The organism is Sorangium aterium, assembly GCF_028368935.1.
GTDB classification, from domain to species: domain Bacteria; phylum Myxococcota_A; class Polyangia; order Polyangiales; family Polyangiaceae; genus Sorangium; species Sorangium atrum.
The window spans coordinates 26,576-42,966 of record NZ_JAQNDK010000001.1; the positions used below are offsets into that span (position 1 = coordinate 26,576).

The 16,391-nt window shown below is 71.9% G+C and carries 16 protein-coding genes and 1 pseudogene; 10 read left to right on the forward strand and 7 right to left on the reverse strand.

Translation table 11 applies throughout. The features are described from left to right. The first annotated feature begins 1,269 nt into the window (after positions 1 to 1,269). The gene (locus POL72_RS00095; RefSeq protein WP_272092827.1) at positions 1,270 to 1,593 is read left to right on the forward strand and encodes a hypothetical protein; all 324 of its coding nucleotides are present in this window, start codon (positions 1,270 to 1,272) and stop codon (positions 1,591 to 1,593) included. 96 nt (positions 1,594 to 1,689) lie between these two features. Here the strand turns inward: POL72_RS00095 and POL72_RS00100 are convergent. Continuing rightward, positions 1,690 to 2,289, reverse strand: a pseudogene (locus tag POL72_RS00100) (hypothetical protein); the annotation flags it as partial. A gap of 68 nt (positions 2,290 to 2,357) precedes the next feature. Here POL72_RS00100 and POL72_RS00105 point away from each other — a divergent pair. Continuing rightward, complete coding sequence (locus POL72_RS00105) at positions 2,358 to 2,744, forward strand: DUF6841 family protein (RefSeq protein ID WP_272092829.1); 387 nt, start codon at positions 2,358 to 2,360, stop codon at positions 2,742 to 2,744. 178 nt (positions 2,745 to 2,922) lie between these two features. Here the strand turns inward: POL72_RS00105 and POL72_RS00110 are convergent, their stop codons facing one another. After that, positions 2,923 to 3,744 carry a hypothetical protein gene (locus tag POL72_RS00110; protein WP_272092830.1) on the reverse strand — a complete coding sequence of 274 codons (822 nt, stop codon included), beginning with the start codon at positions 3,742 to 3,744 and terminating at the stop codon, positions 2,923 to 2,925. Positions 3,745 to 4,080: 336 nt separating this feature from the next. On the opposite strand from POL72_RS00110, the gene POL72_RS00115 reads away from it, so the two are divergent. Further along, positions 4,081 to 5,019, forward strand: a complete 939-nt coding sequence (locus POL72_RS00115; RefSeq protein WP_272092831.1) for a hypothetical protein — start codon at positions 4,081 to 4,083, stop codon at positions 5,017 to 5,019. Positions 5,020 to 5,165: 146 nt separating this feature from the next. Here POL72_RS00115 and POL72_RS00120 read toward each other — a convergent pair whose 3' ends face one another. From POL72_RS00120 to POL72_RS00140, 5 genes are all read right to left on the reverse strand, one after another. Next, the gene (locus POL72_RS00120) at positions 5,166 to 5,555 is read right to left on the reverse strand and encodes a nuclear transport factor 2 family protein (RefSeq protein WP_272092832.1); all 390 of its coding nucleotides are present in this window, start codon (positions 5,553 to 5,555) and stop codon (positions 5,166 to 5,168) included. A gap of 140 nt (positions 5,556 to 5,695) precedes the next feature. After that, positions 5,696 to 6,619 (reverse strand): helix-turn-helix transcriptional regulator, encoded by a 924-nt coding sequence (locus POL72_RS51105; protein ID WP_272092833.1) that lies wholly within the window; start codon positions 6,617 to 6,619, stop codon positions 5,696 to 5,698. 446 nt (positions 6,620 to 7,065) lie between these two features. Beyond that, a complete protein-coding gene (locus tag POL72_RS00130) occupies positions 7,066 to 8,055 on the reverse strand; it encodes a DUF1349 domain-containing protein (RefSeq protein WP_272092834.1) in 990 nt (329 codons plus the stop codon). A gap of 282 nt (positions 8,056 to 8,337) precedes the next feature. After that, positions 8,338 to 8,862, reverse strand: a complete 525-nt coding sequence (locus POL72_RS00135; RefSeq protein WP_272092835.1) for a hypothetical protein — start codon at positions 8,860 to 8,862, stop codon at positions 8,338 to 8,340. After that, positions 8,859 to 9,020 carry a hypothetical protein gene (locus POL72_RS00140; protein WP_272092836.1) on the reverse strand — a complete coding sequence of 54 codons (162 nt, stop codon included), beginning with the start codon at positions 9,018 to 9,020 and terminating at the stop codon, positions 8,859 to 8,861. The genes POL72_RS00135 and POL72_RS00140 overlap by 4 nt, the downstream gene beginning before the upstream one ends. Before the next feature lie 189 nt (positions 9,021 to 9,209). On the opposite strand from POL72_RS00140, the gene POL72_RS00145 reads away from it, so the two are divergent. The 7 genes from POL72_RS00145 (at position 9,210) to POL72_RS00175 (ending at position 16,366) form a co-directional block, all read left to right on the forward strand. Further along, positions 9,210 to 9,605, forward strand: a complete 396-nt coding sequence (locus POL72_RS00145; protein ID WP_272092837.1) for a VOC family protein — start codon at positions 9,210 to 9,212, stop codon at positions 9,603 to 9,605. A 112-nt stretch (positions 9,606 to 9,717) separates the two neighbouring features. Then, complete coding sequence (locus POL72_RS00150; protein WP_272092838.1) at positions 9,718 to 11,463, forward strand: serine/threonine-protein kinase; 1,746 nt, start codon at positions 9,718 to 9,720, stop codon at positions 11,461 to 11,463. Positions 11,464 to 11,467: 4 nt separating this feature from the next. Further along, positions 11,468 to 12,349 carry a hypothetical protein gene (locus tag POL72_RS00155; protein ID WP_272092839.1) on the forward strand — a complete coding sequence of 294 codons (882 nt, stop codon included), beginning with the start codon at positions 11,468 to 11,470 and terminating at the stop codon, positions 12,347 to 12,349. Then, entirely contained in the window at positions 12,349 to 13,209 is an 861-nt protein-coding gene (locus POL72_RS00160; RefSeq protein ID WP_272092840.1) for a formylglycine-generating enzyme family protein, read from the forward strand. Before POL72_RS00155 ends, POL72_RS00160 begins: the two co-directional genes overlap by 1 nt. Before the next feature lie 303 nt (positions 13,210 to 13,512). Continuing rightward, a complete protein-coding gene (locus tag POL72_RS00165) occupies positions 13,513 to 13,980 on the forward strand; it encodes an isochorismatase family protein (protein ID WP_272092841.1) in 468 nt (155 codons plus the stop codon). An 11-nt stretch (positions 13,981 to 13,991) separates the two neighbouring features. Beyond that, positions 13,992 to 14,543, forward strand: coding sequence for an antibiotic biosynthesis monooxygenase (locus POL72_RS00170; protein ID WP_272092842.1), 552 nt, complete (start codon positions 13,992 to 13,994; stop codon positions 14,541 to 14,543). Further along, the gene (locus POL72_RS00175) at positions 14,540 to 16,366 is read left to right on the forward strand and encodes an amidohydrolase (protein ID WP_272092843.1); all 1,827 of its coding nucleotides are present in this window, start codon (positions 14,540 to 14,542) and stop codon (positions 16,364 to 16,366) included. The genes POL72_RS00170 and POL72_RS00175 overlap by 4 nt, the downstream gene beginning before the upstream one ends. The last annotated feature ends 25 nt before the right edge of the window (positions 16,367 to 16,391 follow it).

Here is a 16,391-nt window from a genome sequence, read left to right on the forward strand (position 1 = left end):
GAGCAAGGTCCCGAGGGTTCGACATCCAAACAAACGTCTACGAATAGTCATAATAGTCCTCCGTTCAAGGGGCGTCATGAGCGTCGAGGGGTCGCCATACCCTTGTTCCCACCGGGTAACGGGCGGCCTCCATGTTCGGGCCCGGCGCCCGCTCGCGTCGCCTCGTGAATGGATTACGCCGTGTGGCGGCCGATCTATCGAAGGTACAAAAAAAAAAGAGGCGGAGGTCGCCGACCTCCGCCTCCCTTCGCCGCAGGGTGCGCCGCAGCTTCACGACCTCACGGCTCCCGGGCCTGCCACCACGAACGCCTGCGCCAGGCCGGGGCCCTCGGCCCGGCCCGTCTCGCAGCCGGAGAGGACGACCTGCGCGGGGCTCCGGATCCGGGCCGAGGAGCCGGCCGCCGGCTGGGCGAGCTTCCGGGTGATCGTTCCCCGAAAAAATCCTCCGCGCTCGATAGATCGGTGTTCCTCGGAGCGTAGAGCAGGAGAGGCCGCGGATCGCGCGCGCCGACCCGCGGCTCGCCCCGCTCCCGCAGCAGGACCGGGACCTCGGCGTAACCCATTGAAGGGGCAGGACACGACCGGGCAGAGGGCCCGGCCGTGGAGGATGCCCGCCCACACTCTGAGAAGAAGGAACGACCATGCAACTCCAACTCGGCAAGCGCATGCCTATCAGCAGGAAGGACACGGAGATCGAGCCGGCCCGCGTGGGTAGAGCTCGGTTCTCCGACACGAGAGCTCGCGCGACGATCAATGTTCGGTCAGGGAGGAGCACGATGGCATCGAACCTGTTGCACCGGTACGCAGGGGCTGCAGCGACTTGTTGCATCCTACCGATGGCGAGCGGTTGTGTCGGCGAGAGCGAGGGCAACGAGCCACGCCAGGAGCCTGTGGCCGAAGTGGCCGAGGCGCTCACCATCACCGCCCCGGTCTACCAGAGCACGACGCAGGGCCTCCTTGCCGACACCAACGGGAAGAAGACCGTCGCGTCGTCGAGCGGCCTTCATACGGTCTGGGCCGACGGGGGCACGGTCTACTATTCGAGTTCCACGGATGGCATCACCTGGGCCTCCCCTTCGCCATCGACACTGCAGGTGCCTACAGGCCGGCCATCGCGGCCGCTTCGAACGGCACCATCGGGGTCCGGAACTCCACCACACAAATGCCAATGATCCTAACAACACTTGGCAGAGCGAGCAGATCGTACCGCGGGCCTCGGTCATCGACGTCGCAACGACGATGAAGGGCTGCGATCCGATCCTGCGAATCGTGTATTCTGATTTCTTGCTTGGACCCAACGGCGGCGTCTACGGTCCCACCTACTATCGTACGGGGATCTGGGCAGGCGCCGCGGCGGCCACTCCTACCTGGACGGATGCGGCTCCTGTCCTCCTCGACTCGAACGGCAGCTACGGGACGGCCTTGTTCTGGGAGAGACCCGTCTCCAAGTTCTCATTGCAGAAGCGTGTCTTCTACTCGCTCTTCGAGCGCGAGACGTATCCGGGCGGGAGCCCCAGCTACTCGCTCGTCGACGCGTACGATACGGTGCCGAACGTAAGTGGCCCGGCTTGCGTTGTCGGTAAAACGCTGTGAGGTGAGCGGGTGGGACCTGCCCTGGGTTGCAAGCCACGTTGACGCCGGCACGAGCGCATAGAGCACATCGACATCCTCATTGGTCAGGCCGATGCAGCCGTCGGTGGGCCCCCAAAGCTTCTGAAGACCGGTGGTGTTGGCGAAACGGATCCAGGCGCGCGCGAGGCCGGCGAGGCGGGGGTCGCTGCTGTGGATGCCGCGGCCGTCACCCGCGATCGTCGGCCGCCATGGAGCGCAGGACGCGCTCGGAGGCTTCGGCGTGCTTGAGCAGCAGCGCCGCAAAACCGCGCTGAAGCTCGATCTTGCGGCGCATCCACGCTTCGAAGGCGCCGCGGTCGAAGCGCGCGAGGTCGTGGGGCGCGGCGGGCAAATCGCCCGCAGCCCGCATCGTCTCCGCGGCGCGGCCCGCCGCCTCGCCGATCTCGCGATAGCCGGCGGCCACCCGGCGCATCGCGTCGTGTTCGAGGCGGGCCTCGGGCGTTGCGCTGCCCACCCAGCGCGCGTGGGCTTCCAGGTTGTCGGCCACGTGTCGGAACAGCTCCGCCAGCCGCTCGGGAACCACCGCGTCGTTCGCCAGATCTTGTCCACAGGGCTCGTCCATCGGTACCTCCTGCCCATGCGCCCCAACGCGCGAGGCGTCGGGTCGTGACCGCAGGCCACAGTCCAGGAGCGGGCGGCCGGGCGTGTGTTATCCATGGCGGCAGCAGTCTTGTCGTCCCCCGCGCCCGCCACGATGGCGGGTTGCCCGTCCCGGAGCCCTGCCGATGACCGACGTCCACCACGCCGAAGCCACCGCCTTCTTCGACGACTTCGTCGCCGCGTTCGCGCACTTCGACGGGCCGCTGATCGCCCGCCGCTACCACGTGCCGTACCTCGCGATGCACGCCGCCGGCCTGCACGACCTGCTGACGAGCGCGGAGGCCGTCGGAGCCTACTTCCAGCGCATCGTCGACCAGTACCGCGGCGACGGCTGCACGGCCTGCCGCCACCGCGGGCTCCAGGTGCTCACGATGGGGGGCGAGGCGCTGCTCGCCACCGTGTCGTGGGACCTGCTGGACGCGTCAGGCGGCGTGCTGTCGACCTGGCGCGAGAGCTACAACCTGCTGCGCACGCCGCAGGGGCTGCGCATCTTCGCGTCGACGGACCACTGATTGAGCAGCTCCGCCGTCGCGTGGCGGGGGTGGCATCCATTTGAAATTCAGACTCCTCGTAGCGGCCGCGCGCTCCCGGCGCGGAAGCGCAAGAAAGCGACCGCCTGAGCGCGAGCGGCCAACGAAGCCGAGCGCGCGACGGTCCTCGAGAGGATCGCCGGCGCCGGACCTCGGCCGATCAGATGCTGCACTCCACGAAGCCCTGCGTGTTCGTGGAGACGTTCATCTCCCACCTGGACTGGGCGGCGTCGTACTGGACGACCACGCCGGTGGAGACGCCGCCGCGGAGAATGCCGCCAATCCCCTTGAGCCAGCACGTCTTGCCGGTCACCGCGGGGCCGAGGTCCACCGACCCTGCCTGGATGCCGTGGTAAGCCTCGCCGAGGTAGTCCGTCACCTGTACGCAGCTCGCGTAGCCGGCGACCTTCCCCTGCCCGTGGAGGTACCAGGAGCCGCCGTCTTTCTCCACGCCGATGTAGTCCGACGCGCTGGCGAAATTGTCGCTGCCCTCGTAGTTGATGACCTGCGTCAGGAAGCAGCGTCGGTTGTTGCTGGTGGACGCGAGGTACACCCTGGGGTTGGTCGTGGTGTAGCTGTTGTTGGAGTAACCGACTTGCGTGATCATGGTGCCGGGGTTGGCGAGCCCGCCGTAGGCGCGAACCGACACCCCCGAGTCGGCGTGCGCGAACACGCGCGCCGTTCCGAGCCAGCTGTACATCGCCACGTTGCCACCGTCCCGGAGGTTGCCGGTCACGCCCATGATGTAGGCCGCGTTCCCGCTCCAGGTGCCGAGGTTCTGAAAGGCGTTGCCCGACGTCGCGGTGGCGCTGCTGTACCCGAACGCGGCAAACGTCTGCTCGGCGGTGCCGATCGCCTCGTCCTCGCCCCCGTCGACGTCGCCGTTGCCCTGATCCGGGCTCTCGACCCCGACGTTGCACCCCAGGAGGGCGACGACCGAAGCGACCGACAGCACGCGAAAACAAGCGCGAGCTAGTTGCATGTGCATAGGATGTTCCCCTTTTCGAACGCAGCGGGCCGAGGCGGCGCGCTGCAACGGCGATGCTACGCTGACCCGACCCGGTGACAACGGACACGCGGCTTACGGCTCGCGCGGGGCGGCGTTTTCGAAAAGAGCGTCGAGGGAGGCTGCGCGCGCCACAGGTTCGCGGCAAACGCGCTCGGTCGCGCAGCGCCCACCGACCCGAGGCGCCCCGACAGCCGGCGACTGGGCGGTAGAAGGCGCATTCGACGTCCTAGCCTCCCACTGCGACGACCCGTTGGCGTCGCGCTGGGCCGGATACTCCAATCAACTGCAACTGTGGTACCAGGCTGGACCATGTTCGAATTTTTGAAGCCGGCGCGCTTGGTCGACATCGTGGGCACGGAGTTCATCGTGGGCGTCGGGATCCACGCCTTGCGCGCGCGCGGTCCCGTGCGGGTGGTCGAAGCCGGTGGACGTTTCGACTTGCGGGTCGGCCCCGCGACGCTGGAGACGTTGGACGGCGCCGCGTGGTCGGCGTATCCGTTCGCGCTCACAGCAGGGCTTGGCGGGGACGCGCAGTTCGAGGGACGGACTTTTGCCGTCGAGCCGCGCGAATTCACCGTGCTCGAGTTCCCGGGTGAGGTTTGGTTTGGCTTGGAAGTGCGCTTGACGGAGCAGCGCACCACGAGCGGCCCCTGCCTCGTCAGTTCGCAGACCGTGAGCCTCGGCGTCACGCCAACGCGGCGCTTCGCCAGGCCACTGGAGAAAGCCCAATGGATCGCTGGATCCCCGTGGCGCGCGTCGACCGCGCCGGAGGTATGGCCACCCGAAGTCGTGCATCGCAGTCTGCTCCCCGAGCAGCACACCGCGGTGCACGTCGCGCCCGAGCTCTATGGCGTCTTGCGCGATCGCGAGGAAGGAGACTTGCGCTTCAGCTTTCCTCGCGAGAAATACGATGAAGCCCTCCGGATCTGGCGCAGCGCCGCCATCGCCGTCGAGGACACCGAGATGCGGCAGTCGACGAGCCCGTCGCTGCGCGACCTGACAGGCCCGCAGCTCTCCGCATCCTCGCTCTTGTTGCTACCGTGGCTCGGCCTCGAGCTCACGCGACGCGCCCGCGGAAATCCCATCGTGCAACTCTTCAACGATCAGCTGTGCTGTATCGACGACGAGGACCCGGACTGGCGCGAAGCTCTGGCAGCGGAGGGCACGCGCCTTTCAAGCAGCCCCGACGGTCTTGTTCAGAGCACGCCCTTGACCTTTCGCGACGGCGCGTGGGTGGCCGTTGAGTGATTGCTTTGGGCGCCCCGGCAAAACCCCGCGCCAGCGGCGCAGGGCGCTGCTCCCCGCCCGAGTGGCGTCGCCGTGTGTCGTGCGCCGATTGGTGATCGGCTGTCAACTCGGCGAGGGGTAGGCGCGGTGGGTGCGAGGCGGCGCGCTCAGAACATGGCGCGGGGGTTCGGCGCGTCGGCCGGGATGTCCTGGAGCACGTCCCAGTGCTCGCAGAAGCGCCCGTCGGCGACGCGGAAGATGTCGACCACCGCGACTCCGCGCGGCCGCCGCGGGTTCACGAGCTTGTAGTGCACCACGGCGTACTCGGCGTCGGCGATCATGCGCTGGATCTCGACCTGCGCGCCGTGAAGCGGCGTCTCGCCGTCGCGGAAATAGGCGATGAAGGCCTCGCAGCCGTTCGTCCCGGGCGCGGCGCGCGCGTCGGGGTTGTGGTCGACGAAGTCGGCGGTCAACAGCGCGCGGACGGCGTCCCAGTGCTTGCCGACCACGGCGTCGTACAGCTCGAGCAGCATCCGCTTGTTGCGTTCGGGGTTCATACGGAGGGGGCGTGCCTTTCTGCACCGGGGGGCATGGTCGCTCGCCGGTGCGTGCTCACCCTCGCAGCGGGGCGCGCGGCGGGCTTGAACCTGCGCGCCAATCGTCGGCCGCAGCGCGCGCACCGCGCCGTGGGCGCGTGCTAGCGCGTGCGCGCGACCGCGCGGTACGCGCTCGGCGGCATGCCCGACGCGGCGCGGAACTCGCGCGCCAGGTGGGCCGCGTCGCTGAACCCGTACGCGTGCGCGATCTCGGTGAGCGGCCGAAGCGAGCCGGCGATCGCGACGGTGGCGTCGCGCATGCGCACGCGGCGCGCGAGCGCCGAGGCAGTGGTGCCGTGTGCCGCGAGCCGGCGTTGCAGCGTGCGGACCGACTGGCGCGTGGCGTGCGCGAGGCCCTGCGACGTCCACGGCGCGTGCGGCTCGCGCACGATCGCCGCGAGCGTGGTGGCGACCGGGTCGTCCGCGGCGCTCGGCGGGTGCAACGTCTGGCGCGCGGACGGCGCCGGCGCGGTCCGGCGCGACCACGCGAGGCGGAGCGCGACCGGCGGCTCGGCTAGCGACGCGGGCCCGAGCCAATGGGCGTCGCAGGCGAGCTCGCGCCACGGTCCGCGCGCGGCGCGCGCCGCGACGACGAGCTCGCCGTGGCCCATCCGGCGGAGCAACGCGGCGAGCACCCCGGTGATCATCACGGTCTGGCTCGCGGGGGCGAGCGCGCCGGCGTACGGCTGCGCCGCGAGCTGCAGGGCGCCGGCGCCGTCGGGCGCGAACCGCGTCTGGTGGCGCACGCCCCACGCGCGCTCGAGCGCGCTCCAGCGATGCGCGAGCTGCGCCACGCTCGCGGCGCTCTCGAGCAGGTAGAGCGTCGGCGAGAAGGTCAGCGCGTCGAGCCCGTCGCCCAGCGCGAAGACGGCGCCGAGCCCACCGACGCGTGCGCGCTCCGCGACGAGCGCCCGCAGCGGCGCCGCGGGGCTGAGGGCCTGCAGGGCGGGGTCGGGCGCGCGCGCGACGTGCGCGCGGACGCGCTGCGCGAGGTGGAGCAGCTGCAGGCTGACGTTCTGCGACACGGCGTGTGGGCGCAGCGACAGGCGTGTGGCCGGCCGCGCGCGAGTGTGGCATCTGCGCGCGCGGGCCGCCACGGTCGTGCGCCCGCGAGGGCGAAGGGCGCGCGCGCTAACCTCTCCCTCCTGGGCGATCTCTCGCCGCCCGAGCGCGAGTTCGCCTTCGGCGCGCCCGCAGGCTGTGGAGTGAAGGCTGCCTCATCGTTGGTGCTAGCGAGGTCGACGACACGCACTACCCGCGGCATCGCCTGCGGGGCGCTGACGAGCCCCGAGAGGGTGCGAGCGGCGATCTGCGCGGTCGTGAGGTTGCCCGTCGCGTGGGCGGCGGTGATGGTCTGCGTCAGGGTCGCGACGAGCACCTGGCGCGGACCGCTCGCCGGGAGCGAAAGCTGCCTCGGTCACGGGAAGGTTCGCGGGCCGAACGACTGTGGAGGCGCGCCGGGCACGTCATGTCAGCGATCGCAACCTGCGCCGACCGGCTCGAAGGTGATGTGATCGAACATGGAGACGTAGTCGGGAGACGGCACGCCCGTGTAGGCGATCATGCCGACCTGAAGCGTCGCCGGCAGATCGGCGCGGGTGATGGGCGCGACCGACGTCGGCCACCCCGTGTCGCCGGGGTGGCGGTAGTAAATCGTGAATGTCGCGCCCGTCCGGCAGAGCCGCAGCTCGGCGTCGGCGGTGAAGGCCGTCTCGCCGTACGTGCTCCTGCTGTTGGTGGTGCTCTTGTGCTCGACGGCGAGCTGGTTCATCTCGGCGTAGCCGACCACGCCCAACACGTAGTTCTCGGAGCTCCCGCTCGGGTTCCGGCCCATGAGGCCGCCGACGTCGGCGAACTGGTTCGGCGTCTGGTCGCGGTTCGACGCCCGCCGGGCGTGGACGGTGGCGGTGACCTTGAAGTCGCCGGTCACGAGCTTGTAGACAAGCACGCCCTGGCTCGCCTGGTACCACAGCGCCCCGCGGTGCGGCGTGAGCGAGAGCGCGCCGCCGCTCACCACCACGTCCGCGAGGTCGGGCCGCAGCACGGTCCAGTCCGGCGAGAGCGCGCTGCCTTCGAACTCGTCGCCGACCGGGAACGCGCCGCCCGTGCCACCGGTCGGCGCCGCGCCCGCCGTGCCGGCGCCGCCAGCTCCCGCTGCGCCGCCCGCGCCGCCGTTCCCCGCCCCTCCGGCTGTCTCGCTGATGCCGCCCATCGCAGCCGTGCTGCCTTCGGTTTCAGATCCGCCGGCCGTCCCCGACGCGTCTGCCGCGGGCCCCCCGCCCGTCCCCGGCGCGCCTGCGGTCGCGGAGCCGCCGGTGGCGGACGCGCCTCCCGTCGCGCCCGATCCCGCCGCGCCGCCCGTGCCCGCTGCGTCCCCGCCTGCGCTGCAACCGGCGGCGGCAATGAGCGCCGCCGCCAGCGATCCGAGGAACTCGGCAAGTCGCCGTCCGACTGCGTTCATGGGCCTATCGTCTCCGACGTCTCGGAGAAGGACAACGGCGCCGCGCGCGGGCTTGCCCTCAGCGCGGGCAGCAGAGGGCCCGGTGGGACTTCCTTGAGCTACGGGCCCATGCTCCGGGAGGACTGGAAACAGGGGCGTGCTGGAGCGCACGCGCGGGATGCTCGCGCAGGTGGCAGCGGGCGAGCGATGAGGCTCCCTCTTCAACTCCTGCATTCGGTCGCCAGCGCTCCGCCGGCTGTCGTCGGCGTGCAGACCGAGCAATCGATCTCGCCGATGACGCAGCTACAGCTCGGATCGTTCGCGCACGCTGCAGGCAGCGCCATGCAGGCCAGGGCGCCGTCGCTCCCCTGCCGGCAATACTCGTCCGTCAGGCTGCAGTACCCGGTGCCGCAGGGGAACGCCGCACTCGGTGACGGAGAGATAGGCGCTCTCGCCCGCCGCGGCGGCGGCACAGGCGTTGTCGTAGGAGACGCCGTCGCATCCGCACACGGAGTCCGCGTCGGGGGGGCAGTCGGCGGGGACGGGCGTGCAATCGCCGATCGGGTAACAGTTGATCTTCAGGCAATACTCGTTCGCTGCGCACTCGGAGCTGCTGTGGCACTGGCCCGGGTCGAGGCAGCCGCCGCCGCAACCGTCGGTGCCGCCGGTGCCGCCAGTGCCGGTCGTGGAGCTCGAAGAGCCGCCCGTCCCCGCCGTGGTCGTGGAGGACGACGTATCGCCAGAGGTCTCGACGTCGCCGTCACACGCAATGAAGGCGCCGAGCATCGAGAGGGCGACGAAGCAGGTGGTCTTGTAGAGTGAGCTCATGTCGACCTCTCGAAGAAGTACGTGGTCGACGTCGGAGGCACAATCGAGATCGGCTCATGCACGATGTCGGCGATGCCCGAGGCGTCGGCCAGGCGCTCGGGCGGCGCGCCGGTCACGCGGACGTCGCCCGAGCCTGAGGCCTGATTGCGCAAACGCATTGTGCGTCGAGAAGCCAGCGCAGAATCTGCCCGGAGAGCGGCATTGCCTATCCGCACCAGAGTCCGTTCCGCTCTCTCGATCCGGTCGCGCAGCCAGCAGACCGCCGGGCTCGCGGGCGGCCGCTGCCCCGCCCGGCGCTCGCGCCTTGCCTTCCGGCCCGGCGCAGCGCACCTTCGCGCCCAGCGACCATGCCCAGCGACGATCCCTATGTGATGCCCTCCTACGTCAAGCTCCTCGTCGCCGACGCGGAGCGCTCCGCCTCGTTCTACGAGCTCCTCGGCTTCACCCGCGTCCACCAGGATCCGGTGTTCGTCCACCTGCGCTGGGCGCGCCACGCCGATCTCTTCCTCGTCGCGACGCCGCCGGGGGTCTCGCTCGCCGGGCAGCGCGGCCTGGGCGTCATCGTCTGCTTCAGCGCCGCCGGCGATCGCGGCATCGAGACCATCGCCGCGCGCGCCGCGGCGGCCGGCGCCGCCGTCGATGGGCCGCGCGACCAGCCGTGGCACACGCGGGAGGTCGTCGTCACCGACCCCGACGGCTACCGCGTCTGCTTCGTCGAGCCGAGCACGCCTCTGCAGGGCTGACGGCACGCGCGCAGAGACGAAGACGAACGACGTCAATCGACACGAGCCCGTCGCTCCATCTCCTTCACAGGGGTGGGCCCGGCGCCGGCGCCTCCCAGGGGCGGCGCCGGGCGTGCTCGTGTATCATCCCATCGGCATGTCGCCGGAGCCGTCGCAGCCCAGGCCCATCGGGCGATATCTGCTGTACAGCCCGATCGCGTCCGGCGGGATGGCGTCCGTGCACCTCGGCCGGCTCGTCGGCGACGCGGGCTTCTCGCGCACCGTGGCCATCAAGCGGCTGCACCCCGCGCTCGCCGAGGCGCCCGAGATCGCCGAGAGCCTGCGCGACGAGGCCCGCATCGTCGCGCGCATCCAGCACCCCAACGTCGTCGCCATGGTCGACCTCCTCCTCGCCGAGGACGAGGCGTTCCTGGTCATGGAGTACGTGCGGGGCGAGTCGCTCGCGCGGCTGCTCCGGGCGGCGCGCGCGCGCGGCGCGCCGGCGCCGGTCCCCATCGTCGCGAGCATCGCGTGCGGCGCGCTCCACGGCCTGCACGCGGCCCACGAGGCGTGCAGCGAGTCGGGCGATCCGCTGGGCATCGTGCACCGGGACGTCTCGCCCGAGAACGTGCTCGTCGGCGTCGACGGAACGGCGCGGCTGCTCGACTTCGGCATCGCCAAGGCGCGCGGGCGGCTCAGCACCACCCGCGGCGGGCAGATCAAGGGCAAGCTCGCGTACATGGCGCCCGAGCAGCTCCTCTGCGCCGACGTGACCCGACGGACCGACGTGTTCGCGGCGGGCGCGGTCCTCTGGGAGGCGCTCGCAGGCTGCCGGCTCTTCGACGGCGGCGACGAGGGCGCCCTCATCCGGGCCGTGCTCGAGAAGCCGATCCTGCCCCCGAGCTCGCTCGCGGCGCACGTGCCGCCTGCGCTCGACGCCATCGTCCTCCGTGCGCTCGAGCGGAACGCGGAGGGCCGCTACCCGACCGCCCGCGAGCTCGCGGTCGCCATCGAGGACGCCGTCCCGCTCGCGTCGCCGCGCGCCGTGGGCGAGTGGGTGGAGGAGCTCGCCGGCGACGCGCTCGCGCGGCGGGCGGCCCGCGTCGCCGCGATCGAGAGCGCGTCGGCGGCGATCCCGAGCGCCCCCGCGACGCCGAGCGCGGGCGCGGCCGCGCTCGGGGGGCCGAGCGAGCCCCGCGGCGGGAGCGGACTTGAGTCCATCTCGCAGCGCCATCCGGGGCGCGGACTGGCAGAGACCGCGCCCGCGATCCCGTCGAGGGCCCTCGATCAGGGGATGCTCGCAGCCGAGCCCCCGCCCGGGTCGGTGACGTCCAGCGTGGTCTCGCTGGGACTCCCCGCGACGGACGGCACGCGGCGCGACGGTCCGCCCCCCATGGCGAGGAAGCGCGCGCGTCCGCGGCTCGCGCTGCTCGGCGCGCTGGTCCTCGGCGGCGCGGCTGTGCTCGCGGCGCAGTCGTGGCGCCGCGCCCCTCCCGGCCCGGAGGACGCCGCGCGCGCGGTCCACGCGCCCGCGGCGCAGCCGGCCAGCGCCTCGGCGGCGAGCCCGACGAGCGCCGTCGCGGCGAGCCCGACGAGCGCCGTCGCAGCGAGCCCGACGAGCACCGCCGCGGCTGACCCGGCGAGCGCTGCCGCAGCTGACCCGGCGAGCGCCGCCGCGGCTGACCCGGCGAGCGCTGCCGCGGCTGACCCGGCGAACGCGGTCGCGCCGGCGCCCGCACAGCGCCCTGCGCGACCTGCCGCCGGCACGCGCGCGCCCATACCCGCGGCGCGCGCGACCCGCGCCGACGCCCAGCGCTGCTCCCCGCCCTATACCGTGGACAAGGCCGGCATACGCCGGCTCAAGCCCGAGTGCCTGTGAACCGATGAACCCTCCGTGTCCCGCCCGCGCCCGGCTCGCGCTCTCCTTCGCCACCGCCGCGGCGCTCTCGCTCACCGGCGCCCGCGCGGACGCCGCGCCGGACAAGCAGGCGTGCGCCGCCGCCTACGAGCGCGCGCAGGGCCTCCGCCGCGACGGCCGGCTGATCGAGGCGCGCGACGCGCTCGTCGCCTGCTCGCAGCCGACGTGCCCGGCGGCCGCCGTGGCCGACTGCGGGCCGTGGCTCGCCGAGGTCGAGCAGAGCCTGCCCTCCGTGGTCGTCGTCGCGAGGGACGCGCACGGGCGAGAGCGCCTCGACGTGCGCGTGCTCGTGGACGGGCGCCCCCTCGCCGCGGCGCTCGACGGCAAGGCGCTGCCGGTGGACCCGGGGCCGCACACCTTCCGCTTCGAGCCCGCGACGGGCCCTGCGGTCGAGGAGCGCGTGCTCATCCGCGAAGGCGAGAAGAACCGCCCGCTCACCGTGACCCTGGGCGCGGCTTCGGCCGGCGCGCCCGCCTCGCCTCGCCCGCTCGCCCCGCGCGCCGCCGCGCTGCCGGCGGAGCCCTCGGTCCCGGGGCTCGTGTGGGCCTCCGGCGCCGTCGGCGTCGCGGGGCTCGCCGTCTTCACCGTTGCCGGCGCCCTCTCGCTGAGCGCCGAGGCCGACCTGCGCGCCACGTGCGCCCCGCGCTGCACCGAGGCCGAGGTGCGCGCCATCCGGGTCCAGCACGCGGTCGCCGACATCGGCCTCGGGGTGGGCGTCGTCGCGCTGGGCGCCGCGACGTGGCTCTACATGACCCGGCCGGCCGCGGCGCAGCCCCCGAAGGCCGGCGCGGCGGCGCTCTGGCCGTTCGTCGCCGGCAACGCCGCGGGCGTCGCGGGGGCCTTCTGATGCGCGCGTCGGCCCGCGCCCGCGGCGGCGCCGCCGCCCTGGCGGCCGCCCTCCTCTCGGCGTGCTCGCTCGTGCGCCCGCTGCACGGCCTCACCTGCGAGCCCGGGGCCGGCAACGCCTCGTGCCTGTACGGCCAGCCCTGCGACGCCAGCGCCGACTGCACGACGGCCGCCTGCACCGAGGGCGTCTGCCAGTGCCCCGCCAGCATGGTGACGATCGAGAGCTCGTTCTGCATCGACCAGACCGAGGTGTCGAACGCCGCCTACCGCGCCTTCCTCGCCACGCAGCCGGACGTCGCGGCGCAGGAGCCGTTCTGCTCGTTCAACAGCACCTTCGATTTCGACGACACCGGGCCCGACGCGCCCCCCGTGTGCACGGCGCGCCGCAAGGAGGACGAGCACCCCGCCACCTGCATCGACTGGTGCGACGCCCGCGCCTTCTGCAAGAGCCAGGGCAAGCGCCTCTGCGGCGAGCGCCACGGCGGCCCGCTGCCGTTCCGCGGCGACGTGGCGCAGGGCGAGTGGTTCGACGCGTGCAGCAAGCGCGGCGCGCTCGCATACTCCACCGGTGAGTTCGACGCTCTCCAGTGCAACGGCGACGGCACCGAGACGGTGCCGGTCGGCGACGACACCAGCCTGGCGTGCGAGGGTGGCTATCTCGGCCTGCAGCACATGAGTGGAAACGTCCGCGAGTGGGAAGACGCGTGCTCCGACGACGTCGGCCCCGGCGACCTCTGCAGGACCCGAGGCGGGGCGTTCGACAGCGAGGGAACGCTCGAAGAGCTCCGGTGCGACGCGCGCGACGAGCGCGAGCGCGCCGACACCGATCACACGATCGGCTTCCGCTGCTGCAGCGGGTAGCGCCGCGACGGCGCCGACGGCCGCTCCCCCTCTCCCTTCGAGGCCGAGAGGAGCGCGCGAGCTCGTCGAAGGGCACCCCCGGACGCGGCCGGCCGCGGTCCAGGACGAACCTGCGCTCATCGTCGCTCGACTTCTGGCCGCCAGAGCACCACAGGAGCCCCCGGCTCCCAGCAGTTTCGTCCAGGAACGTGCGGTCACGACCGCGCAGGGTGACGAGCGCACCGGCCCGAGGGGGCGCGGACGCCGTTCGTGCTCGGCGAGGTCGACCATTCGATCGTCAATGGCAGGAGCGATGAGAGAGATATGAACCAGTATCAAAAGCTGTACACACCGCAGGACACCGGCAGCTCGATGAACTCGTGGGACGACCCGGCGTTCCGGAAGGCCATCGAGGCGACGGGGAGAAAGAACCTCCTGATGACGGGGCTCTGGACCGAGGTCTGCGTGACCTGGCCGACCATCGAGCTCCTGGGCGCCGGCTACAACGTCTATGTCGTCGAGGATTGCTGTGGTGCCACCTCTCCCGCGGCCCAGGAAGCGGCCTTGTCTCGCATGGTCCAGGCGGGCGCCGTGCGCCTCACGACGCTCCCCGCGCTGCTGGAGTGGCAGCGCGACTGGGCGCGTCGCGAGCACTACAACAACCTGATGGCCCTGCTCAAGCAGCACGCCGGCGCGTACGGCGTGGGCGTCGAGTACGCCTACACCATGGTCCACCACGCGCCCCAGTCCGCGGCGAAGCCGCAGATCGTGCCGAAGAAACCCGGCCACTAGGCGGCCCGCATATGAGCCAGACGATCCACGTCGCCATCACCCGGCGTGTCCAGAAGGAGCACGCCGAGGCGTTCGAGCGGGACCTGGCCGAGTTCGCGCGCCGGTCCCTGGACGAGCCCGGAGCGCTCGGGGTGCACCTCCTGCGCCCGGCTCCGGGCTCGGGCTCGATGGAGTACGGCATCCTTCGCAGCTTCGCCAGCGAGGCCGATCGAGAGGCGTTCTACAGGACAGACCTCTACAAGGACTGGCTCGCGAAGGTCGAGCCGATGGTGGAAGGAAAGCCCATCTACAGGGAGCTCGGCGGGCTCGAGGCCTGGTTCCCCCACCCGCGCGGGGCGAGCCCGCCACGCTGGAAGATGGCGCTGCTGACGTGGATCGCGGTCTGGCCGGTGAGCATGGCGGTGCCGGCCGCGCTCGTGCCCTTGCTCGGAGAGCGCCTCCCTCGCGCGCTCGCGGCGGCGGTCATCGCGGCCGGCATCGTCGTCACGCTGACATGGGCTGTGATGCCCCTCCTCGTGAAGCTGGCTGCGCCGTGGCTCAACCCGACGAACGGAGACCCATGAAACCTGCCGATCTCATCCTCTCCAACGGACGCATCACCACGCTCGATCCGCGGCGTCCCGAGGCGCGCGAGGTCGTCGTGGCCGGTGGGCGAATCGCCGGGGTCGACAACGCCTCGGAGTTCCACCGCGGGCCGGACACCAAGGTCGTCGACCTCGGCGGGCGCAGGGTCATCCCTGGCCTCAACGACTCGCACCTCCACGTCATCCGCGGCGGCCTGAACTACAACATGGAGCTGCGCTGGGAGGGCGTGCCCTCGCTGTCCATCGCCCTCCGGATGCTCCGCGAGCAGGCGGCGCGCACGCCGGCCCCGCAGTGGGTGCGCGTCGTCGGCGGATTCAGCGAGCTCCAGTTCGCCGAGCGCCGCCTGCCGACGCTGGACGAGATCAACGCCGCGGCGCCGGACACGCCGGTCTTCATCCTGCACCTCTACGGCCAGGCCTTGCTCAACCGCGCGGCCCTGCGGGCCTGCGGCTACACCCGGGAGACGCCCGACCCGCCCGGGGGCGAGATCGCCCGCGACAGGGCGGGCAACCCCACCGGCCTCCTGATCGCCCGGCCGAACGCGACCATCCTCTACGCGACGCTGGCCAAGGGGCCAAAGCTCCCGCCGGAGTACCAAGTCAACTCGACACGCCACTTCATGCGGGAGCTGAACCGCCTGGGCGTCACGAGCGTGTGCGACGCCGGCGGCGGCTTCCAGCGTTATCCCGAGGACTACGAGATCATCCAGCAGCTGCACGAGCGCGGCGAGATGACCTTGCGCATCGCCTACAACCTGTTCACGCAGAAGGCCGGCGCGGAGCTCGAGGACTTCATGCGTTGGTCCACGGTCGTCAAGCCGGGCGAGGGCGATGACCTCCTCCGCTGCAACGGCGCCGGGGAGATGCTCGTCTTCTCCGCGGCGGACTTCGAGGACTTCCTGGAGCCGCGCCCGGATCTCCCGGAGACGATGGAGGCCGAGCTCGAGCGCGTCGTGCGCTTCCTGGCCGAGAACCGCTGGCCCTTCCGGATCCATGCCACATACGACGAGTCCATCGCGCGTTTCCTGGACGTCTTCGAGAAGGTCGACCGGGACGCGCCGCTCGGAGGGCTGCGCTGGTTCTTCGATCACTGCGAGACGATCTCCGACCGCAACATGGAGCGCGTGAGGGCGCTCGGCGGCGGCATTGCCGTCCAGCACCGGATGGCGTTCCAGGGCGAGTATTTCGTGGAGCGGTACGGCGCGCGGGCGGCCGAGCGCACGCCGCCCATCCGGCGCATGCTGGAGCTCGGCATCCCGGTCGGCGCAGGGACCGACGCCACGCGCGTGGCGAGCTACAACCCGTTCGTCGCGCTGTGCTGGATGACCACGGGAAAGACGCTGGGAGGGCTCTCCCTCTATCCCGCAAAATCGCGGCTGACACGGGAAGAGGCGCTCCGGCTGTACACGCAAGGGAGCACGTGGATGTCGCGAGACGAGGGCACCCGCGGCACGATCGCGGTTGGCCAGCTCGCCGATCTGGCGGTCTTGAGCGACGACTACTTCCGTGTCCCTGACGAGGAGATCCAGTCGCTCGAGTCGGTGCTCACGATCCTCGGCGGCAAGCCGGTGTACGCCGCCGGCGACTTCAAGCCGCTCGATCCGGGCGACCTGCCCGTCATGCCCGACTGGTCGCCGCTCCACCATCACCCGGGCGCGTGGCGGCGCTCCTCGGCGGGCCAGGAGCCCGCGGGCCAGGCGCTCTCGCGGGCGCCCGCCCTCCAGCGCAGGGCGGAGCTCCCGCGATGGCTCTCGGAGCTGCGCGGCCTGCTCGACGACGGGTGCGAATGCTTCGCGTTCTGACGCCCGCGAGCGCGCCGGCTCCCGG

Coding starts and splice junctions, on each gene's coding strand:
- POL72_RS00140 (WP_272092836.1), bottom strand. CDS start 9,020: ATGCGTTTGCGCAATCAGGCCTCAGGCTCGGGCGACGTCCGCGTGACC.
- POL72_RS00115 (WP_272092831.1), top strand. CDS start 4,081: ATGTTCGAATTTTTGAAGCCGGCGCGCTTGGTCGACATCGTGGGCACG.
- POL72_RS00110 (WP_272092830.1), bottom strand. CDS start 3,744: ATGCAACTAGCTCGCGCTTGTTTTCGCGTGCTGTCGGTCGCTTCGGTC.
- POL72_RS00160 (WP_272092840.1), top strand. CDS start 12,349: ATGCGCGCGTCGGCCCGCGCCCGCGGCGGCGCCGCCGCCCTGGCGGCC.
- POL72_RS00155 (WP_272092839.1), top strand. CDS start 11,468: ATGAACCCTCCGTGTCCCGCCCGCGCCCGGCTCGCGCTCTCCTTCGCC.
- POL72_RS00120 (WP_272092832.1), bottom strand. CDS start 5,555: ATGAACCCCGAACGCAACAAGCGGATGCTGCTCGAGCTGTACGACGCC.
- POL72_RS00165 (WP_272092841.1), top strand. CDS start 13,513: ATGAACCAGTATCAAAAGCTGTACACACCGCAGGACACCGGCAGCTCG.
- POL72_RS00105 (WP_272092829.1), top strand. CDS start 2,358: ATGACCGACGTCCACCACGCCGAAGCCACCGCCTTCTTCGACGACTTC.
- POL72_RS00145 (WP_272092837.1), top strand. CDS start 9,210: ATGCCCAGCGACGATCCCTATGTGATGCCCTCCTACGTCAAGCTCCTC.
- POL72_RS00135 (WP_272092835.1), bottom strand. CDS start 8,862: ATGAGCTCACTCTACAAGACCACCTGCTTCGTCGCCCTCTCGATGCTC.
- POL72_RS00130 (WP_272092834.1), bottom strand. CDS start 8,055: ATGAACGCAGTCGGACGGCGACTTGCCGAGTTCCTCGGATCGCTGGCG.
- POL72_RS00175 (WP_272092843.1), top strand. CDS start 14,540: ATGAAACCTGCCGATCTCATCCTCTCCAACGGACGCATCACCACGCTC.
- POL72_RS00170 (WP_272092842.1), top strand. CDS start 13,992: ATGAGCCAGACGATCCACGTCGCCATCACCCGGCGTGTCCAGAAGGAG.